We start from the raw sequence: 17,243 nt of genomic DNA on the forward strand, positions 1-17,243 counted from the left end.
GATCAATCTCGTCCTTTATTTCCCGTATTGTCCGTGAACTTTCCCTTCCCCCACGGCATTCTGAAAATAACCTTATAAAATTCCTTCCAGTGAGGCGGGGATAGAGGGGAAAGATAGTAGGTGCCGAAAGAACGCAAATTGACCATAAAGAGGACCAGTGCAAGCAGACAGGTCATCGTACCAAACAACCCCAGAAACCCACTAATCAAGAGTATCGTAATTCGAAGCAAGCTAACGACGCTAACTAATGATTGGTTCACCAATGTAAAGGTAGCCAATACTGAAATGGCTATAACCACAATCGTACCCGGACCTGCAATACCGGCACTAATGGCTGCCTGACCGATGATTAAACCTCCAACTACTGATAAGGTCTGACCGTAAGCAGTAGGTAATCTCATACCTGCTTCTCGAAAAATCTCAAATAAAATAAGCATCACAATCGCCTCCAAGGGAGCCGGAAGAGGCACGCCTTGTCTCGAATTCACTAACGTTGCAAGAAGTGTAAAGGGAATTTGATCTTGATGAAACGTAGTAAGTGCGATCCAAAAGCCCGGCAAAAACAGGGAAAGCATCACCCCTACGACTCTCAATAACCTAGTAAAAGCAACAAAAATATTTACCATATGTGCATCTTCCGAAGTATTCAACAAAAAGCTAAAGCTCACTGGTGCCATAATTACTGTGGGTGAACCATTCGTTAATAGCACAAATTTGCCATGAAGCAATGCATTCGCAGCATAATCAGGTCTGCCCGTATATGCGAATAATGGAAAAAACGAAAATCCAGTCAGACTTTCTTCGAGCTGGGTACTACTCACCAATCCCTGGATTTGAACGCTGTTTAGTTTTGACTTGATTTCATTTAGTACATGAGGCTTAATCGTCTCTTTGAGATATAAAAGATGAACTTCAGTCGCGGTTTGGATTCCAATACTGAATTGTTCAACAGCCAATAATTCGGTCTTGAGTCTTTTTCGAATAAGGGCAATATTGGTAAATGATTCTTCCGTAAAGCCATCTTTAGGCCCTCTTGTGGACACTTCTGTATTGGGTTCCTCAGGTTGTCGTTTAGGTGGATCAGCCAATTTCACAACATAGTATTGATTCGATGGCGTAAAAAGAAGGAACAGATCACCATTCAGAACCGTACTTATCATTGAAGCTTTAATCTCTTTTGATGGAAGGGAGGTCATGTGAAACGGAATTTTTTGCTCAAGATCAAGTTCAGGAGATGTGAGGATGGATTCCGGAATCTTTTTTAGTTCGGGTATGATGGATTCTTCCACTTTGATTTCATCGCACAACCCCTGGCAATAAACCAGTTGAACGGCATTTTCCGAGTCAGACAAAGAGATAGTCAGTCTCTTAATGTCTGAACTTGAACCAAATACTCGTGTGAACACATCCTCGAACGTATTAGATTCCTTTTGCTCAGGCTCTTTCATGATGTTACTTTCCCCTTTCGTTGAGCCAAGCTGATCAGCCCTGCAATAATTACAGAAAAAGCGAGTACCCCCCATAAAGAAAAGGGAAGTACATAGTGAGCTAACATACTCAGAAAAAATTGATCACTAAATGGTATGGCTGTAAACATTACAATAGCTAAAGAAATGCTTCCAAGAACCCACATTTTCACTTTTTTACTTTGAATTTGGAGTATATCGAGAATAAGAAACATGGTTAGGGAAATTCTCAGAAAAGCACCACTAAACCATTGATAAACGCTAAAAAAGTCTAGATGCTCAATGTATCGTCCAATTGTCAGTAATCTCCATTCTTCATATGCGGGAAATCTGAGTTTATTAGCCTCATCCGGACCAAATTCAACAATTGCACCTATAACAGGTCCCATGGTTAGTCCTAAGATAATCAGGATCATGATCATAAACGATAGATATGACAATCGTGATTTGATGTGGTGTTGCATAAAGAAAAGCATGATGAGCTCAACAAAACCTGCTCCTACGTACACTGACCCGTTCCAAACGGGCTGCATACCGTGCTCAAGAATTGGCCTTAACAAGGAATAATCTTTATGCGTTGTGTTTGAGATCATTATAAAAAAACCCAATATAACAACAAATGGCAACAAAATACTAGCGGTATTAGCAAGAGAATGAATACCTAAATAAGCATTTATTACAGAAATCAAAAGCAATATGAAAGTAAGGACCAGTATAGGCGTCTCTGGAGAGAAGGTCAGATGCACCCAGTAGACAGTGTCCCTAGTAGTAAGCGTGCATAAGGCAAGTAAATATACACATGCGATTACTGCAAGAATACGACTCACGATAGGAGGGTAAGCTTTTGCCAGCCAAGCGAAAAGATGCTGCTTTTTGATTTTGGTAGTACTAATGTGCAGGATAAAGATCCAGACTAGCGCACATGCCCCAGCAAGCAGTACTGAAATCCATGCGTCACGTTTTGCCGCATCCAATAAGATAGGTATGATAATGACATGATTTAGAAGGCCTGTACTCAGCATAATAATCATGATGGATTGAATAAACGTAATATTTGTTTTGATTTTCCTCATCCTCCTAAATAAACCGAACCCACCGTCTACCTTATAATGCCATTCTTGGAGAAGATTTATTCTAGAGAATTGAGTAGGGGGAAAACGTAAAGAGCCGTGCGGATGTCCGCACGGCTCAGAGTGTTTTTATTTACTACTCCATAAGGCAACACGATCCTGCACGTATTTGGTGTAACCTTTCTCCATTTTTTCTACGCCGGCTTTCTCCAAAGCTGCCAAGTAGTCATCCCAAATTTTATCGAAATCTGCTGGTTTGGCAAGAATGGCTTCCGGAATACGTTTCCATGTAATATCTCTCATTTTGTTGCCTAGAATGGTGACCTCATCTTCACCTGGAATCGCGATATTCCATGCTGCACCATAGGCTTTTTCAGTGAATTCTTCTTCTTTCGGGAATAGATCCTTCCAAGTGGTTGCCTTGTAGGCTGCTAGAGTTTCTTTCTCGACATCGCTATACCCGAGTACAAGCTGTTCCGGGAAGTTTTTAGTGTAATAATTACCACTAGCATCCTTAGCGCCGTCTCCGTAATGAACCATCATATTCCAGTAGAAGCCGATTCCTGTTTCCTTGGTGAAGGCTGTATTGTCATTGTTGATGCGTTCTTGTACATCTGCTGGAACGACCCGTTTGCCGTTCTCCACCACATAATGCTTACCTTCAATTCCCCAGTTGTTCAAGATTTGTCCTTCGTCAGAAGCGAGGAAATCCAGGAACTTAATTGTACGAATTGGGTCCGGATTTGTGCTGGAAATCGAGATGCCATAACCGCCCATGAAGCCGGTAGGCCAGAAGCTAGTTTCCTTGTATTCTTTCGTTAATGTTACCGGATAATGACCATAAGTTTGATCGAACTTTCCTGCCGTCTTTAACGCCTGCTGAGCATCATTGTAGTCCCAATCCTGGTCAATCAGGCCTAGAACCCGTCCAGTTGCTACTTTAGCTTTGTATTGGTCATACTTTTGCACAAAGCTCTCTTTATCGAGCAATCCGATGTCATTCATATGATTCAGCCAGCGGAAATACTCTTTCTCCTCCGGACGACGGAAGTGGTAAATTGCCTCATGGGTCTCTTGATCAACATAATATTCTCCATCATCCGAACCACCTGTCGTAGCAACAGCAGGGTTAGTGACAGAAATGTACATATGCCAATCATCCGCGTTCAGGGAGACTCCAATGTTCTTATTGCCGTTTTCATCAGTTGGATGTTTCTCAAGATAGGCTTTAATTACATTCTCATAATCGGTGACTGTTCTGATTTCAGGGTATCCGGCTTCCTTCAAGACACGATGTTGAAGCTCAAAACCGCCGCCAGCCACAAATTTCTTTTCATCAACTGCGGCCCAGGTCGGAATGGCATAAATCGATTGGTCATCATTCGTATATTTTGCCCGAGCAAGGTTGTCGCCGAGTACACGTTTAATATTAGGAGCATACTTGTCGATTAATTCAGTTAGATCGATGACTGCTCCAGCGTCTACAAGTTTACCGATATCCGCTTTGGCGGAGATGATATCCGGATAATCACCACCTGCAGCGATCAAGGCGATTTTTTGTTGTGGATCACCTACCGCAAATTCCGCATCGAGTGTGACGCCTGTTTTCTCTGTAATCACTTTGCTGATGTCGTCTTTCATATTGTTCCAGTTCGGATTTGGATCTTCTGCGAAGAAGGAGAGTGTCAACGGGCTTAAATCTTCGGCTTGTGCAGTTGCTTCCGCGGTAGCCTCTGCAGTGGCACTAACTTCATTAGTAGATTTAGATTTTTCGTTGTTATCTGCTGTTTTGTTGCTTGATCCGCTACAACCTGCCAGCACACTGATTAGTAAAGTAAAGACCATCAACATCACATGTGATTTTACTGACTTTCTTGTCATGAATAGAAACCCTCCCTTTTTCTGGTCAAAAAAATGTATTGTGTATACAGGCTAAGCCTGCTGATACCATAAGCGTACTAGCTCTTTACTGAACCCAAAGTCATCCCTTTAACAAAGTAGCGCTGCAAAAATGGATAGACGATAAGAATAGGCACTGTGACTACGATCGTGATTGCCATTTTGACTGATTCCGGAGAAATTTGTGCCATAACCTCCGTCATATTGCGACCTCGGAAATTGTCCGCATTAGTTGTCGTACTCTGTATGACCTTCATTAGCTCGAACTGTAGGGTAGTCAACGCATCCTTGGAACCATTGTAGAGATAAGTATCCAGCCATGAATTCCATTGGCCAACGGCTAAGAAGAGAGCGATGGTGGCTAGCGCAGGTTTGGTCAGCGGAAGAATAACCCGCCAATAAATTGTGAAGTCATTAGCCCCGTCCAGCTTAGCGGATTCCTGCAGCGCATAGGGCAAGCCATCGATAAAGGAACGGATGACAAATACATTAAATGCGCTGACGAGACCAGGGAGAACATACACACTAAAGGTTCCTATCATATGAAGATCTTTGATTAAGATGTAGCCAGGGATGAGACCACCCGAGACATACATTGTAAGCGCGAGAAATGTAGAGACGAACTTTCGGGCTTGGAAGTCTACCCGACTCAGAGTGAAAGCTAACATGGAGGCACTGACCAACCCAAGAATCGTGCCTACCACCGTACGCAAGATCGAGATTTTGAGTCCGGTCATCAGACCAGAATAGGCAAAGATCGTCTCATAGTTCTTAAAAGTGAAGACGCGAGGATATATCGTAATTCCACCCTTAATGCTGTCTGTGGAGTCGTTAAAGGAAATTGCCAACACATTCAGAAAAGGGTATAGCGTAACTATGGTCACTACAGTGATCGCAATGTAGACTACCAGATCGAAGATGCGGTCCGACCATGACACGGTGGCCAGTTTTTTACTTAGCATAAGGGCCTCCTATATGATGCTTTCCTTTGTTATTTTTTTGAATATCCCGTTGGCGACAAACAGCAGAATCACACTCACCACAGAATTGAAGATATTAATGGCCGTACCGAAGGAGAATCGACCCATGCCCAGACCATAGTTGAGCGCATACAGATCCAGTGTCTGAGAGTAATCGCGCACCAGGTTGTTGCCGAGCAGGAACTGCTTCTCAAACCCAATACTAATTAAATGCCCGATGGAAATGATGAGCAGAATAATGATCGTTGTCTGGATACCTGGAAGTGTAATGTTTCGCACTTGCTGCAAGCGACTTGCACCATCTACCCGCGCTGCTTCATAAAGCTCTGGTCCAATGCCTGAGATGGCTGCAAGATAAATGATGGTGTTCCACCCGGTTTCCTTCCAAACATCCGAAGCCGTGACGATTCCCCAGAATAAATGACCTTTAGCCATAAATTGAATAGGTTCACTGATTAGATGAAGACCCAGCAGCAGGTCGTTTACCGCACCGTTATCGGTAGAGAGCATTTTGGTAATAATCCCGGCAGCTACCACCCAAGATACAAAGTGGGGGAGATAGGAGACTGTCTGCACAAACCGTTTTAGAAACTGCAGCCGCAACTCGTTCAGAAGGATGGCAAATAGGATGGGAATGATGAATCCGGCCAATAGGCCCATGATGCTCATAGCGAGCGTATTGCGAAGTGCATTGAAGAATTGATCATCCTGAATAAGCTCTCTGAAGTACTGCAAGCCGACCCATTTCTGCTCGAAAAAGGATTTCCCGGGCTTGTATTTCTGAAATGCCATCGTCCATCCCCATAAAGGCAAATAATTGAATACAAATGCCCAGAGCACAAATGGAAAGGCCATCATATAGAGGTATTTTTGCTGTAAGAAAGTTGGCCAAAAGCGTGAGGTTGACTTCTTCGGCTCCGGCTGAGCTTTTGAGGTAATCGCTTTCATTTATGTCCCTCCTTCGATATGCCATAATCATAATCTAATGAAAGTGAAGGAAACACCCGAATATTTTATATAAAAAACAGGGGGGAATCCGTCATTTTCGTAAGCGTTCTCTGAAAAAATGTGAAATTAAATCAAGTTCTTTCTGCGGTAGTCGGAGGGAGAGACGCCTTCAAGCTTCTTGAATTTTTCACGGAAATAATCAACATCGTTGAAGCCAACTTCGTTTGCGGCCTGATGGATTTTGTAGCCTTGAATTAATAGTTCCTTGGCCTTTTCCATGCGGACTTTATCCAGATAACTGTTAAAGGAATACCCCGTGCTGTTCTTAAAAAGCTTCCCCAGATAAGCGCTACTGTAACTGAATACATCCGCAAGCGTGTCAAGCTTAAGATTCTCATTATAATGTCGATGGATGAGGTCCAGCATCCGTTTTAGGAAGACCTCCATATCGTCCCGGGCAATACCTTTTGCATAATACTCCAGAAGAGTGGCGGTATACCGCTGCAATTGAGGCAGAGAAGTATGTTTATAGATTTGTTCAATTTGCTCATCCATGTCGCTGTGAAAAGGACTCAGCTCCTTATATTGAAGAGAGAGTTTGTTTAGTAGATGAGAAACGATACGCACGTAACGCGATTTCATGGCCATCTCGGAATAATCGGCGGTAATCATAAGTTCTCCAGTTTCTTGAATCAGGGTGAAGAGTAACGCACTACTGCCGGTATCCATACAAAAAAACATCCGTTCCACAACGGACTCCAGCCTGTGCTCTATTTCCTCTGGACTAACTGTCAGCCCTTTCTTTATTTTCATGGAATCCGGTCCAATCATCCCTGGTTCGTCGTAGAAGAAATGCTCCTTCATCCTTGTCAGCGCCGATAGATGGGAGACTGAGATATCCTCCAGAGTGTTCACCAGATCACCTGCGGTGATGATACATTCAAGTCCATGTTCAAATACTACTTCCTGTATATTCTGGACCATTAATTTACGTACAAGTTCTTTCTGAAATGAGGGCTGCAGCAAAACTCCCAAATAAGAATCTAGCAAGAATACTATGCCCCAGCCATGTTCTTCAAAGCTATTTGTAAGTCTTGTCTTTATGACCGTTGAAGGTCCGTGGTCTGAATTGTCCTGCAGTAGCAGCCGAATTAGGACCACCTGATAGGAATCCCAAAGGAGTCCTGCTTCGTGTATGGTTACCTCCATTATTGGTAGAGTCTGCATGCTTCGGTCCATTAGCAAGGATTGAACCAGCATTTCCCGGCTCCATTCCTTAACTGCGGCCTGTTTCTTATGATGGGCAATACGCGTATGCAGCTCAATGGACAGATTTTCTAAGTATAACCGCAATTCATCTTCATCCACCGGCTTGAGCAGATAGTTATCAATACCAAAAGTTATCGCACGCTTGGCATAGCTGAAATCAGCATAACCACTGAGGATAATGATATGCATTTCCAGATCGAGTGCTCTCAGCTCTTCAACAAGCTCTAGACCATCTCTACCGGGCATGCGGATATCTACGATCATTAAATCAGGGGAGTAAAGTTCATATTTATGCTTTGCCTCTAAGGCGTTCGCCGCTGAATCAACTACCTGATATCCTAGACTCTCCCAGTCTAGCAGAGCAACAAGTCCTTCACGGATCGCCAGCTCATCATCGACAATCAACACGCTATACATATGAATCACTCCTTAATGGAATTGCAAAGCTGATTTGCGTTCCAAATCCGATTTGACTTGTTAAGGTTAGCCCAAATTGCGGGCCGTAGGTCAGCTGGAGCCGTAAATGAATATTGCGCATTCCAATATTATTAGTTTCATAGTCATCATTGTTCTCCAGCATTTGCCTAATTTCTTGTATTCGCTCTTTTGAGATACCGGTTCCATTGTCAGATACCTGAACCTTTAGATAATGGTCTTCTAAGCGGATTTCTACACGGACCATGCCGCCTTCTATTCGATTCTCCAGTCCGTGGATAACACAATTCTCTACCAGAGGTTGAATAATCAAAGGAGGAATTTGAAAAGGATTCGCCTTTGGGTCCACATGAAGCTCATACGTGAGTCTGTCATCATAGCGGAATTTTTGGATGACTAGATAACAGCTTACGGTTTCAAGCTCACTTTGCAGACTGATCATCCCATTGCCAACCTCAAGGTTTTTACGCATCATTTTTCCTAGTAGTCGAACGACTTGAGAAATATCCGCTTGTCCCCTAACAAGGGCTTTCATTCGGATTGATTCCAGGGCGTTGAAGAGAAAGTGGGGATTGATCTGGCTGGCCATCATCTTGAATTTGATTTCATTTTGCTTAAGCTGAATCGCATTTTTTTGTCGATTGGATTCTTGAACCTCACTCATTAGTTCATTAATGTTCCGTACCATATGATTGAATTGTCTGGCGAGCTGACCGATTTCATCCTTACCGTCAATAACAAGCGTGGCCCCTAAATTACCTGAAGCGACCTTAGAAATATGCTTGCTAAGATGGAGTATCCTTCCAGTGAGTAGTCGCGAGACATAATAAATTAAGAGAATAGCCATAAACAATGCCGAAAGAACTACAATTGAAGCAACGAAAATAATTCGGTTGGGCTCATCGACAATGCTTGCAACTGAAAATATAGAGATGATACGCAGGCTGTTCAAGCTTCCACCTGGCTGCCAGTGATCGATCACCATTTTGAAAGGTTTACCGTCAATGGTTACATCGTGGGGACCTTGCCCTGTAGCAGATAAGGTTGTGAGGTCAATGTTCGTCAGTGATTTATCTTGTGTATCTACACGATTGGAGGCGACAATATTGTCGTTCTCATCCATAATAAGCGTTTCAAAGGATTCCTGATTAAGGATAGCATTGAGCTTATTCGTATTCACATTCACAACTAGTACCCCTGTGGTTCTCTCTTTTAAAAAATTGACCTTTCGGATTAGACTTAGATAATAACGTCCATTACGGTTGTCCCGAATATAATTCCAGCACACCAGCCCCTTTTGTGTGAGCGCAGTTTGGTACCATTGCTCCTGCGTAACATTCTCACTCGTCTGTAGAAACTCCCAGTTGTCTAGAATCGTTGGATTATCAATATACAAGCGGATGCTGGAAACTTCGTTGTACAGTCGGACAAAATCACGGAAATCAGGATAATTCCAGTAAGCTTCCACAACATCATAGACAGACTCATAACGATGATTGGCAACCTCTTCAAGTCGGCTGTCATTTGATAGGCGGTAAGCGATGTCGATCGGAACGTTAAGCATTTCGCCAGTCCGTTTCTTCACCCGATCCACGTTGGCGGTAATCTGCTCCAGCGCATTAGCCATTGCCATATTCCGTAGTTCATTAGTGAGGAACAGCCCTACAATTAAGACTGGAATCAGAACAACACAGCCAAATGACAGAAACAACTTCGTTCTGAGTTTAAGATTATTCATTAGGGTGATGATGCGAGCATACACGAATAAGGGCCACCTCCAGTAATGGAATGTTAACGCTTACATAAAAGTATATCGTTAAACGAACTTCCATTATATGTGATCATTTAGGGATTTATTGTCTTCTATTATGGAGTTTTGGGAAGGGGGGATTTTAAATAAAAATCTACTATTGAGTAAGCCTTACGCTTCGCTCATTCATAGAAGGAATTGTTCGAGATTTTGATAAGTGGAAATGGAATGAAGCGGGAAGGGGAAGAAGTTTTGTCTTTTAAGCCAAGACTCCATTTCGTAGACAATGATAAAAAGATCTAGCCAATAAGCAGCTTCCGGTACTCTACCGAAAGCTGCTTATTTATTTTCGTTTATTTCCAACTACAAAAGATCTAAACTTTTCACGATATAAGCTTTAGTTTATGCATATGAAAAAATTAAGACAATGATAGAATCTAATTGTTTCCGCTTACATTATTAAATATGGAATAAAAAAGAGGTTATTCAAACAGGTTGCACAGCATCTTAGTAAGACTAGTTGCAGTATAACCAAGAGGAGGAAAGCAAATGAAACACTTCGGAGGAAGCAGTCCCGCCGTTTATACGCTAAACAATGTCATTCATGGAACCGGAAATCAAGAGATCCAGCTCGTGGTAACAGCCGATAACGGAACATGGGATGCATACCTTGATTATCTGGAAATCCAGTGAAAATCCTCAATACGAAGAAATAGAGTCTGACCGCTTAATTTAGAGGGGAAATCAAAAAGCAACCCGCCAGCCATGACTGGTGGGTTGCTTGACTTGTTACAACCTATCTCTCAACTACAGTCTCACCTTCAATTAACATAGGCTGATAATAAGTGTTGTTGGGCAGGTCTTTTTTTCCTTGTAATTTCTTAATGACCCAATCCGCTGCATCTCGTCCCATGGTTTCTTGTGGGTGTGTTAAGGTGGTTAGTTTGATATTCGCATTTTTGGCGATATAGGAATTGTCTTGTCCAATAATCGATAATTCCTCCGGAATAGTGATATCCAGCTGCCTGCAGGCATGGACCACTTCCAATCCGACCTCGTCGTTATAACAAACAATAGCAGTGAGCGTATCTCTATTTTTATTCAGAAAATCCTTCAAATCATTTGAAAGCGTCTGTTTTGTCTCCGTGTTGAATGAAAAAATCTGCTCAGGATAAAATCGTAATTTGGATTCTCCGAGCGCTTTAATATACCCTTTCATCCGATACTTTCCTTGTAAATCATCCATTTTTGCAATAAGCCCTATTTGGGTATGCCCTTTGGTGATCAATTCTTTTGTTGCCAAATAGCTGGACTGCACGTCATCAAGACAAAGGTAAGGCAGTTCTATTTCTTCATAAAAGGCATTAATCATAATGATCGGAATATCCTGTTCCTTAAACGACAGGTAGTAAGCAATATTAGGGTTATATAGATTGCTTTTCGTCGGTTCAATAATTAAACCATCTACACCGTAGGACAACATCATTTCCAGGGCCTTTTTTTCTTGAGCAACATCGTTATTGGTACTAGCCAATAGTAGAGAGTAATTATCCTCATTTAGTCGACTCTCGATGCCACGGATAATCGAAGGAAAGATATAGTCGGAAATGTAGGTCGTGATTACACCGATCGTCTTCTTATGGGAACTCCCGCCGGCCTTCGAACGATATTGGTTGCTGACATAAGTACCAGACCCTTTTTCGCTGCGCAGGAAACCTTCGTTGGAAAGTTCTAAAATAGCTTTTCGAACAGTCTGCCGGCTAACTTCGTACATGGACTGTAAGGCAGATTCAGTAGGAATTTGTTCACCAACATTGTAATCTCCCGAAAGGATTTTGCTTTTTATATCATCTAAAATCACTTGATACTTTGGTTTCATGTAATTCCTCTTTCCATACTTGTTCGCTAAGTTATTCGTATATTCGGTAAATTTGTATGTACAAATTATAGCATGACAACGAAAAAAATAGAAAGGGGCTCTTTTTTTATAGGGTCAAACCATTATTATATCCATATTTGTATGTATATATAACTATTCAATTGACAAATGTACGTACAAAAAATTATACTATAGCTGTCAATTAAGAAAGCAAATTATTATCATGACCTTTTAAAAAAGCGCTCTCAGAGAGGTGACAAACGTGATATCGAATCGACTAAGCATCGAACAAGCGATTAATAAGGGAGAAACCTCGCTTGGTATTGAATTTGGGTCTACACGTATCAAAGTTGTACTTATTAATCATAGCTTTCAAACGATCGCTTCTGGAAGTTACGAATGGGAAAATCAGTTGAAGGACGGTTTTTGGACGTACAACTTGGAAGATATTATCAAAGGTCTGCAAGACGCCTATCGCGAGATGAAGGAAGAAGTTGCACAAAATTACGGAATCACCCTTCAAGCGGTTGGTTCCATCGGATTTTCTGCAATGATGCATGGATACATGGCTTTCGACGGGCACAATGAGCTGCTTGTTCCATTCCGGACTTGGCGTAATGCAACAACGGGTGCGGCTGCTAAAGCATTGACCGATCTGTTTGGGTTTAATATTCCAGAACGCTGGAGCATTGCTCATCTTTATCAGGCAATTTTAAATGAAGAAGAACATGTGCCACAAATTCGTTATGTTACGACGTTAGCAGGATATATTCATTGGCTATTGACTGGAAATAAAGCACTTGGTGTTGGGGATGCATCTGGTATGTTCCCAATTGATGAAACGACACGAAATTATAACGTATCCATGATACAGCAGTTTGATGAGCTTGTTACAAGCAAAGGTTATCCGTGGAAGACCAGTGATCTACTTCCTAAGGTGTATATTGCAGGAGAGCAAGCAGGTGTTTTATGCGAAGCGGGAGCTAAAATTTTGGATCCATCGCTGCATTTACAATCGGGTATACCTCTTAGTCCTCCAGAAGGGGATGCAGGAACCGGGATGGTTGCTACGAATAGCGTGAGAAAACGCACCGGGAATGTCTCCGTAGGAACCTCTGTTTTTGCCATGATTGTATTAGAAAAAGAACTTTCAAAAGTTTATCCAGAAATCGATATGGTTACTACTCCGAACGGAAGTCCGGTGGGCATGGTTCATGCGAATAACTGTTCAAGTGACCTCAACGCTTGGCTCGGCTTATTCCGCGAGTTCTATGAAGCCATGGGACACAAAGTGGATGCTAATAAATTGTACAGTGTATTGCTAAATACAGCACTGGAAGCAGATCCTGATGCCGGTGGATTACTCAGCTATGGTTATCTCTCAGGAGAGAATATTACCGGGCTTGATGAAGGACGTCCACTATTCGTCCGCTCGCCGGAGAGCAAATTCAATCTGTCTAACTTCATGCGTACGCATCTGTTCAGCGCCTTTGGTGCTTTGAAAATTGGAATGGACATTTTGACGAAGGAAGAGAATGTAGCCATTGATAGTATTTTAGGTCACGGCGGCTTATTTAAGACTCCGGTAGTGGGCCAAAAAATGATGGCAGCTTCAATGAATGTTCCTGTTTCCGTAATGTCAACTGCCGGTGAAGGCGGCGCATGGGGAATGGCTATTCTTGCCGCTTACATGATGAATAAAAATCAGGAAGAAAGTTTAGAAGACTTCCTCGATCAAAAAGTGTTCAAAGATGTTAAGGGTGAAGAAATTCATCCAGAGGCAACCGACATTAAAGGCTTTGAAACCTTTATCGAACGTTATAAAAAGGGTCTGGCGATTGAGCAGTCCGCTGTTGACAATTTATTGTGAAAATGGAGGTAGCAAGATGTTAGAACAACTTAAAGAAGATGTTTTTCAAGCCAATCTGGAATTGCCGAAACAAGGACTTATTAAGTATACATGGGGAAATGTGAGTGCGATTGATCGTGAAAGTGGGTTATTCGTAATCAAACCAAGTGGAGTAGGCTACGAGACAATGAAGGCTAGCGACATGGTTGTTGTTGATCTCGATGGCAATGTGGTTGAAGGGGATATGAGGCCATCATCTGATACACCTACTCACGCAGTGCTTTATAAGCATTACTCCGAAATCGGGGGAATCGTGCACACGCATTCCACTTGGGCGACTATCTGGGCTCAAGCAGGGCTAGATGTTCCTGTCATGGGAACGACCCATGCAGATACCTTCTATGGTTCCATTCCTTGTGCGCGTTTCTTGACGCAAGAGGAAATCGATCGTGGTTACGAAGCGGAAACGGGGAATGTCATCATCGAAACCTTTGAACAACGTGGGATCGATATTATGGCGGTTCCCGGTGTTTTGCTAAAAGGCCACGGACCCTTTACTTGGGGAAAAGATGCGAAATCGGCGGTTATGAACAGCGTAGTTTTGGATGAAGTATCCAAAATGAATTTATACGCAAGAGAGCTGAACCATTTTGCAGAGGAGTTGCCACAACGTATTTTAGATAAACATTACTTGCGCAAACATGGAAAAGACGCTTATTACGGACAAAAATAATCAAACTACAAAATCACGAAAAGAGGATGAATATGTCAACAGCAGTAGCAAAAGAATTTTGGTTTGTCGTAGGTTCACAACATCTTTATGGGGAAGAAGCTTTAGCTGATGTTAAAGCACACGCACAAATCATGACAGATGCTTTGAATAAAAGCGGAGTTTTACCTTACCCACTAGTGTTGCAGGATTTGGCTGTCAGCGCAGATAAAATCACTAACATCATGAAAGAAGTCAACTACCGTGACGAAGTTGCTGGGGTCATCACTTGGATGCATACGTTCTCACCTGCAAAAATGTGGATTCGCGGAACTAAGATGCTGCAAAAGCCATTGCTTCATCTAGCTACGCAATATAATGAAAGTATTCCTTGGGCAACAATTGATATGGACTTCATGAATCTAAACCAAGCAGCTCATGGTGACCGTGAATATGGTTTTATTAACGCCCGTTTGAACAAACAAAACAAAGTGGTTGTAGGCTATTGGGAACGCCCTGAAGTTCAAAAGCAAATTGCGGAATGGATGGACGTAGCCGTTGCATATAACGAAAGCTTCAATATCAAAGTTGCCCGCTTTGGTGATAACATGCGTAACGTTGGCGTAACCGAAGGAGATAAGGTTGAAGCCCAAATTCAATTTGGATGGACTGTGGACTACTTTGGTATTGGCGATCTAGTGCAAATCATTAATGAAGTTAAAGAAGAAGAAATCGACGCTTTGTTCGCTGAATATTCAGAGCTGTATGAATTTGATTATGGTACTAACAGCAAAGAAGCTTGGGAAGCTAGCGTAAGAGTTCAAGCAAGCTATGAAATCGCTATTAAACGTTTCCTTGATCAAGGTGGTTATAATGCCTTCACGTCAAACTTCGAAGATTTACATGGCATGAAACAACTTCCAGGACTTGCTGTTCAACGTCTGATGGCACAAGGCTATGGTTTTGCTGGTGAAGGCGATTGGAAGACTGCAGCACTTGATCGTTTGCTTAAAGTGATGAGTCATAATCAATCCACAGGCTTTATGGAAGATTACACTTATGAATTGACGGTTGGACAAGAATCGATCCTCCAATCCCACATGCTTGAAGTAGATCCTACTTTGGCAAGCAATAAACCAAAAATCATCGTATCTCCGCTAGGTATTGGTGGAAAAGACGATCCAGCACGTTTAGTATTTGATGGCAAAGCAGGAGACGGTGTAGTAGTTTCCATGGCTGACTTCGGTACTCATTACAAGCTTCTGATCAACGAAGTTACTGCATTTGAACCGACGGTTCCTGCGCCAAACCTTCCAGTAGCTCGTGTACTTTGGAATGTTAAACCAAACTTCCAAGACGGGGTTAAAGCTTGGATCGAAAATGGTGGCGGTCATCACACCGTTGTATCATTAACTCTTACAACAGACCAAATTATTGCTTACGCAAAACTTGTTAACTTGGAATATGTAGTTATAAAGTAATAGCAAAGAAAATTTTATTTACTAATTTATACATCTAAAGGTAAGTTGTAGCTACGGAGAATATTTGGACTTCCGGCCGCTGTTGTCTCCAGATTTCTTGAATTGTACCGCTGTTAGCGGTTGAAATCCGGAGACAAAGGCGGTCGCTTTCGCTCCTACAGTTCCAAATTTCCCCTTCGCTACATACCTCTGATATTTTTTAAGTTCAAGTTATACAAGTCTCTTCTGTGGTTTATGAACGCTTCATTACGATTAATAGGACTCCATTCCTCGAAAAGGTCGAGGAATGGAGTCCTATTTTTTTGTTCGATTTCCTTCAATAAATGCGATAATTCCCACTCAGGGCCAGTAAACTAAAGAAGTACAGACAGTTATCATAATAACGACGTTGTCCAGTACGCAAAGGTGTATCCCAAAACAAACGGATAAAATGCTCTGCCTCCGGCCCATCAGAAGCAAGGGAAGCCATGGCATTGGTCGCCAACAGACCTATCGGATGCAGCGCCGGTTCGTTGAAGGGCTGTCCCTCAATGGTATACCGCCGGTAATCGGAAACTTCGATATTTCTAAAAAAAGCCTGAATCCGGTTACATTGATCGACCTGCCAGCTGTCCTTTTGGAACCATGCCCAGTCCAGACCGATATTAGCCGCAACCCTGTAAGCATCACTGAAAAAATGGCTGAAATCACCATGAGGCTGGGGTTCTGCCGGGGTTCCATTAAAATTAGCATATTCGGGAGCAAGACCAGTTATAGGATGGCATGTAGTGTGTAGATATGTGCGGCTGGCTTCCGCCGCTTCTCGCCAAAACATATGATCACCTTCATCAGCCCACAAAGCGAACAAATCATAGAAATGGGGGAGATGGTAAGAGGGATCACTGAAGGTGGATTCCGGTACGAATTTAATCAGTTTCGTTTCCGCGTCCCACATTGAGTCACCAGCGCCTGTTTCAGTTTTATGTACACAAGCACGCAATATTGTTCGAGCCTGCTCAGAATAATTATAAGGCTCCGATCCGTTCCCCCAGCGTTTTGAGGCGAAAAACAGGGCCATGGCGAAAAACTCTTCCCCGTCCGGTGCGGGTCCCTGAGAAATCCTTGTACCGTCAGGCTTGCAGTGCCAAGCAAAGTAATTGGCATAACGACCTTCTTTATGCTGCATAAACGTCTTTGAGAAGTTCCATAAACGATCAAACTCTTCTTTTTTATTCATTTGAACGGCCATCATCATTCCGTAGGACATTCCTTCTGACCGTACGTCTAGATTACCTGTATCCAGAATATAGCTTTTATCCTCGTCCTGCGGATAGTAGATTCGTACGTTCGGATCTCCATAAAATAAATCATTCCAAGTTTCATTGAGTTTAGCGTTGATCTCATCTTCAGAAAAGCCAAGCTCCTTAAATAAATTGCGATATTCCCCCGTATAAAAAGCACCTTGTTGTGTCATTGACATCAGAATCCCCCTCCAGTAAACTACAGCATGCAGCCTATTTCGATAAAAA

The 17,243-nt window shown here is 42.5% G+C and carries 12 protein-coding genes and 1 pseudogene; 4 read left to right on the plus strand and 9 right to left on the minus strand.

The features are described 5' to 3' along the window. Positions 1-2: 2 nt before the first annotated feature. The 7 genes from QNH28_RS14580 to QNH28_RS14610 all read right to left on the minus strand — a co-directional run bounded on the left by QNH28_RS14580 (position 3) and on the right by QNH28_RS14610 (position 9,829). A complete protein-coding gene (locus QNH28_RS14580; protein WP_283911984.1) occupies positions 3-1,448 on the minus strand; it encodes a spore germination protein in 1,446 nt (481 codons plus the stop codon). After that, positions 1,445-2,539 (minus strand): GerAB/ArcD/ProY family transporter, encoded by a 1,095-nt coding sequence (locus QNH28_RS14585; RefSeq protein WP_283911985.1) that lies wholly within the window; start codon positions 2,537-2,539, stop codon positions 1,445-1,447. The genes QNH28_RS14580 and QNH28_RS14585 overlap by 4 nt, the downstream gene beginning before the upstream one ends. Before the next feature lie 126 nt (positions 2,540-2,665). Beyond that, positions 2,666-4,417 (minus strand): ABC transporter substrate-binding protein, encoded by a 1,752-nt coding sequence (locus QNH28_RS14590; RefSeq protein WP_283911986.1) that lies wholly within the window; start codon positions 4,415-4,417, stop codon positions 2,666-2,668. Between the two features lie 77 nt (positions 4,418-4,494). After that, positions 4,495-5,397, minus strand: coding sequence for a carbohydrate ABC transporter permease (locus QNH28_RS14595; RefSeq protein ID WP_283911987.1), 903 nt, complete (start codon positions 5,395-5,397; stop codon positions 4,495-4,497). A 9-nt stretch (positions 5,398-5,406) separates the two neighbouring features. Continuing rightward, on the minus strand, positions 5,407-6,363 hold the full coding sequence (locus QNH28_RS14600) for an ABC transporter permease (RefSeq protein ID WP_283911988.1): 957 nt from the start codon (positions 6,361-6,363) through the stop codon (positions 5,407-5,409). A gap of 126 nt (positions 6,364-6,489) precedes the next feature. After that, complete coding sequence (locus QNH28_RS14605; protein WP_283911989.1) at positions 6,490-8,049, minus strand: response regulator transcription factor; 1,560 nt, start codon at positions 8,047-8,049, stop codon at positions 6,490-6,492. Then, positions 8,042-9,829 carry a cache domain-containing sensor histidine kinase gene (locus QNH28_RS14610; protein ID WP_283911990.1) on the minus strand — a complete coding sequence of 596 codons (1,788 nt, stop codon included), beginning with the start codon at positions 9,827-9,829 and terminating at the stop codon, positions 8,042-8,044. Before QNH28_RS14610 ends, QNH28_RS14605 begins: the two co-directional genes overlap by 8 nt. Before the next feature lie 543 nt (positions 9,830-10,372). Here QNH28_RS14610 and QNH28_RS14615 point away from each other — a divergent pair. Then, a pseudogene (locus QNH28_RS14615) lies at positions 10,373-10,510 on the plus strand (carbohydrate-binding protein); the annotation flags it as partial. A gap of 103 nt (positions 10,511-10,613) precedes the next feature. On the opposite strand, the gene QNH28_RS14620 reads toward QNH28_RS14615, so the two are convergent. Beyond that, on the minus strand, positions 10,614-11,696 hold the full coding sequence (locus tag QNH28_RS14620) for a GntR family transcriptional regulator (protein ID WP_283911991.1): 1,083 nt from the start codon (positions 11,694-11,696) through the stop codon (positions 10,614-10,616). 262 nt (positions 11,697-11,958) lie between these two features. Between QNH28_RS14620 and QNH28_RS14625 the strand changes: the two genes are divergently transcribed. The 3 genes from QNH28_RS14625 to araA are packed head-to-tail and all read left to right on the plus strand — an operon-like array spanning position 11,959 to position 15,735. Further along, complete coding sequence (locus tag QNH28_RS14625; RefSeq protein WP_283911992.1) at positions 11,959-13,566, plus strand: xylulokinase; 1,608 nt, start codon at positions 11,959-11,961, stop codon at positions 13,564-13,566. Between the two features lie 16 nt (positions 13,567-13,582). Then, positions 13,583-14,278, plus strand: coding sequence for an L-ribulose-5-phosphate 4-epimerase (locus tag QNH28_RS14630; protein WP_283907332.1), 696 nt, complete (start codon positions 13,583-13,585; stop codon positions 14,276-14,278). 32 nt (positions 14,279-14,310) lie between these two features. After that, positions 14,311-15,735 (plus strand): L-arabinose isomerase, encoded by a 1,425-nt coding sequence (gene araA / locus QNH28_RS14635; protein ID WP_283907333.1) that lies wholly within the window; start codon positions 14,311-14,313, stop codon positions 15,733-15,735. Positions 15,736-16,051: 316 nt separating this feature from the next. Here the strand turns inward: araA and QNH28_RS14640 are convergent, their stop codons facing one another. Next, positions 16,052-17,194 carry a family 8 glycosyl hydrolase gene (locus QNH28_RS14640; RefSeq protein ID WP_283907334.1) on the minus strand — a complete coding sequence of 381 codons (1,143 nt, stop codon included), beginning with the start codon at positions 17,192-17,194 and terminating at the stop codon, positions 16,052-16,054. Positions 17,195-17,243 lie beyond the last annotated feature (49 nt).

The organism is Paenibacillus sp. G2S3, assembly GCF_030123105.1.
Lineage (GTDB): Bacteria > Bacillota > Bacilli > Paenibacillales > Paenibacillaceae > Paenibacillus_AQ.

Excerpts from the sequence above, each read along its gene's own strand:
- QNH28_RS14580 (WP_283911984.1), bottom strand. The coding sequence starts at position 1,448 with ATGAAAGAGCCTGAGCAAAAGGAATCTAATACGTTCGAGGATGTGTTC.
- QNH28_RS14585 (WP_283911985.1), bottom strand. The coding sequence starts at position 2,539 with ATGAGGAAAATCAAAACAAATATTACGTTTATTCAATCCATCATGATT.
- QNH28_RS14590 (WP_283911986.1), bottom strand. The coding sequence starts at position 4,417 with ATGACAAGAAAGTCAGTAAAATCACATGTGATGTTGATGGTCTTTACT.
- QNH28_RS14595 (WP_283911987.1), bottom strand. The coding sequence starts at position 5,397 with ATGCTAAGTAAAAAACTGGCCACCGTGTCATGGTCGGACCGCATCTTC.
- QNH28_RS14600 (WP_283911988.1), bottom strand. The coding sequence starts at position 6,363 with ATGAAAGCGATTACCTCAAAAGCTCAGCCGGAGCCGAAGAAGTCAACC.
- QNH28_RS14605 (WP_283911989.1), bottom strand. The coding sequence starts at position 8,049 with ATGTATAGCGTGTTGATTGTCGATGATGAGCTGGCGATCCGTGAAGGA.
- QNH28_RS14620 (WP_283911991.1), bottom strand. The coding sequence starts at position 11,696 with ATGAAACCAAAGTATCAAGTGATTTTAGATGATATAAAAAGCAAAATC.
- QNH28_RS14630 (WP_283907332.1), top strand. The coding sequence starts at position 13,583 with ATGTTAGAACAACTTAAAGAAGATGTTTTTCAAGCCAATCTGGAATTG.
- araA (WP_283907333.1), top strand. The coding sequence starts at position 14,311 with ATGTCAACAGCAGTAGCAAAAGAATTTTGGTTTGTCGTAGGTTCACAA.
- QNH28_RS14640 (WP_283907334.1), bottom strand. The coding sequence starts at position 17,194 with ATGTCAATGACACAACAAGGTGCTTTTTATACGGGGGAATATCGCAAT.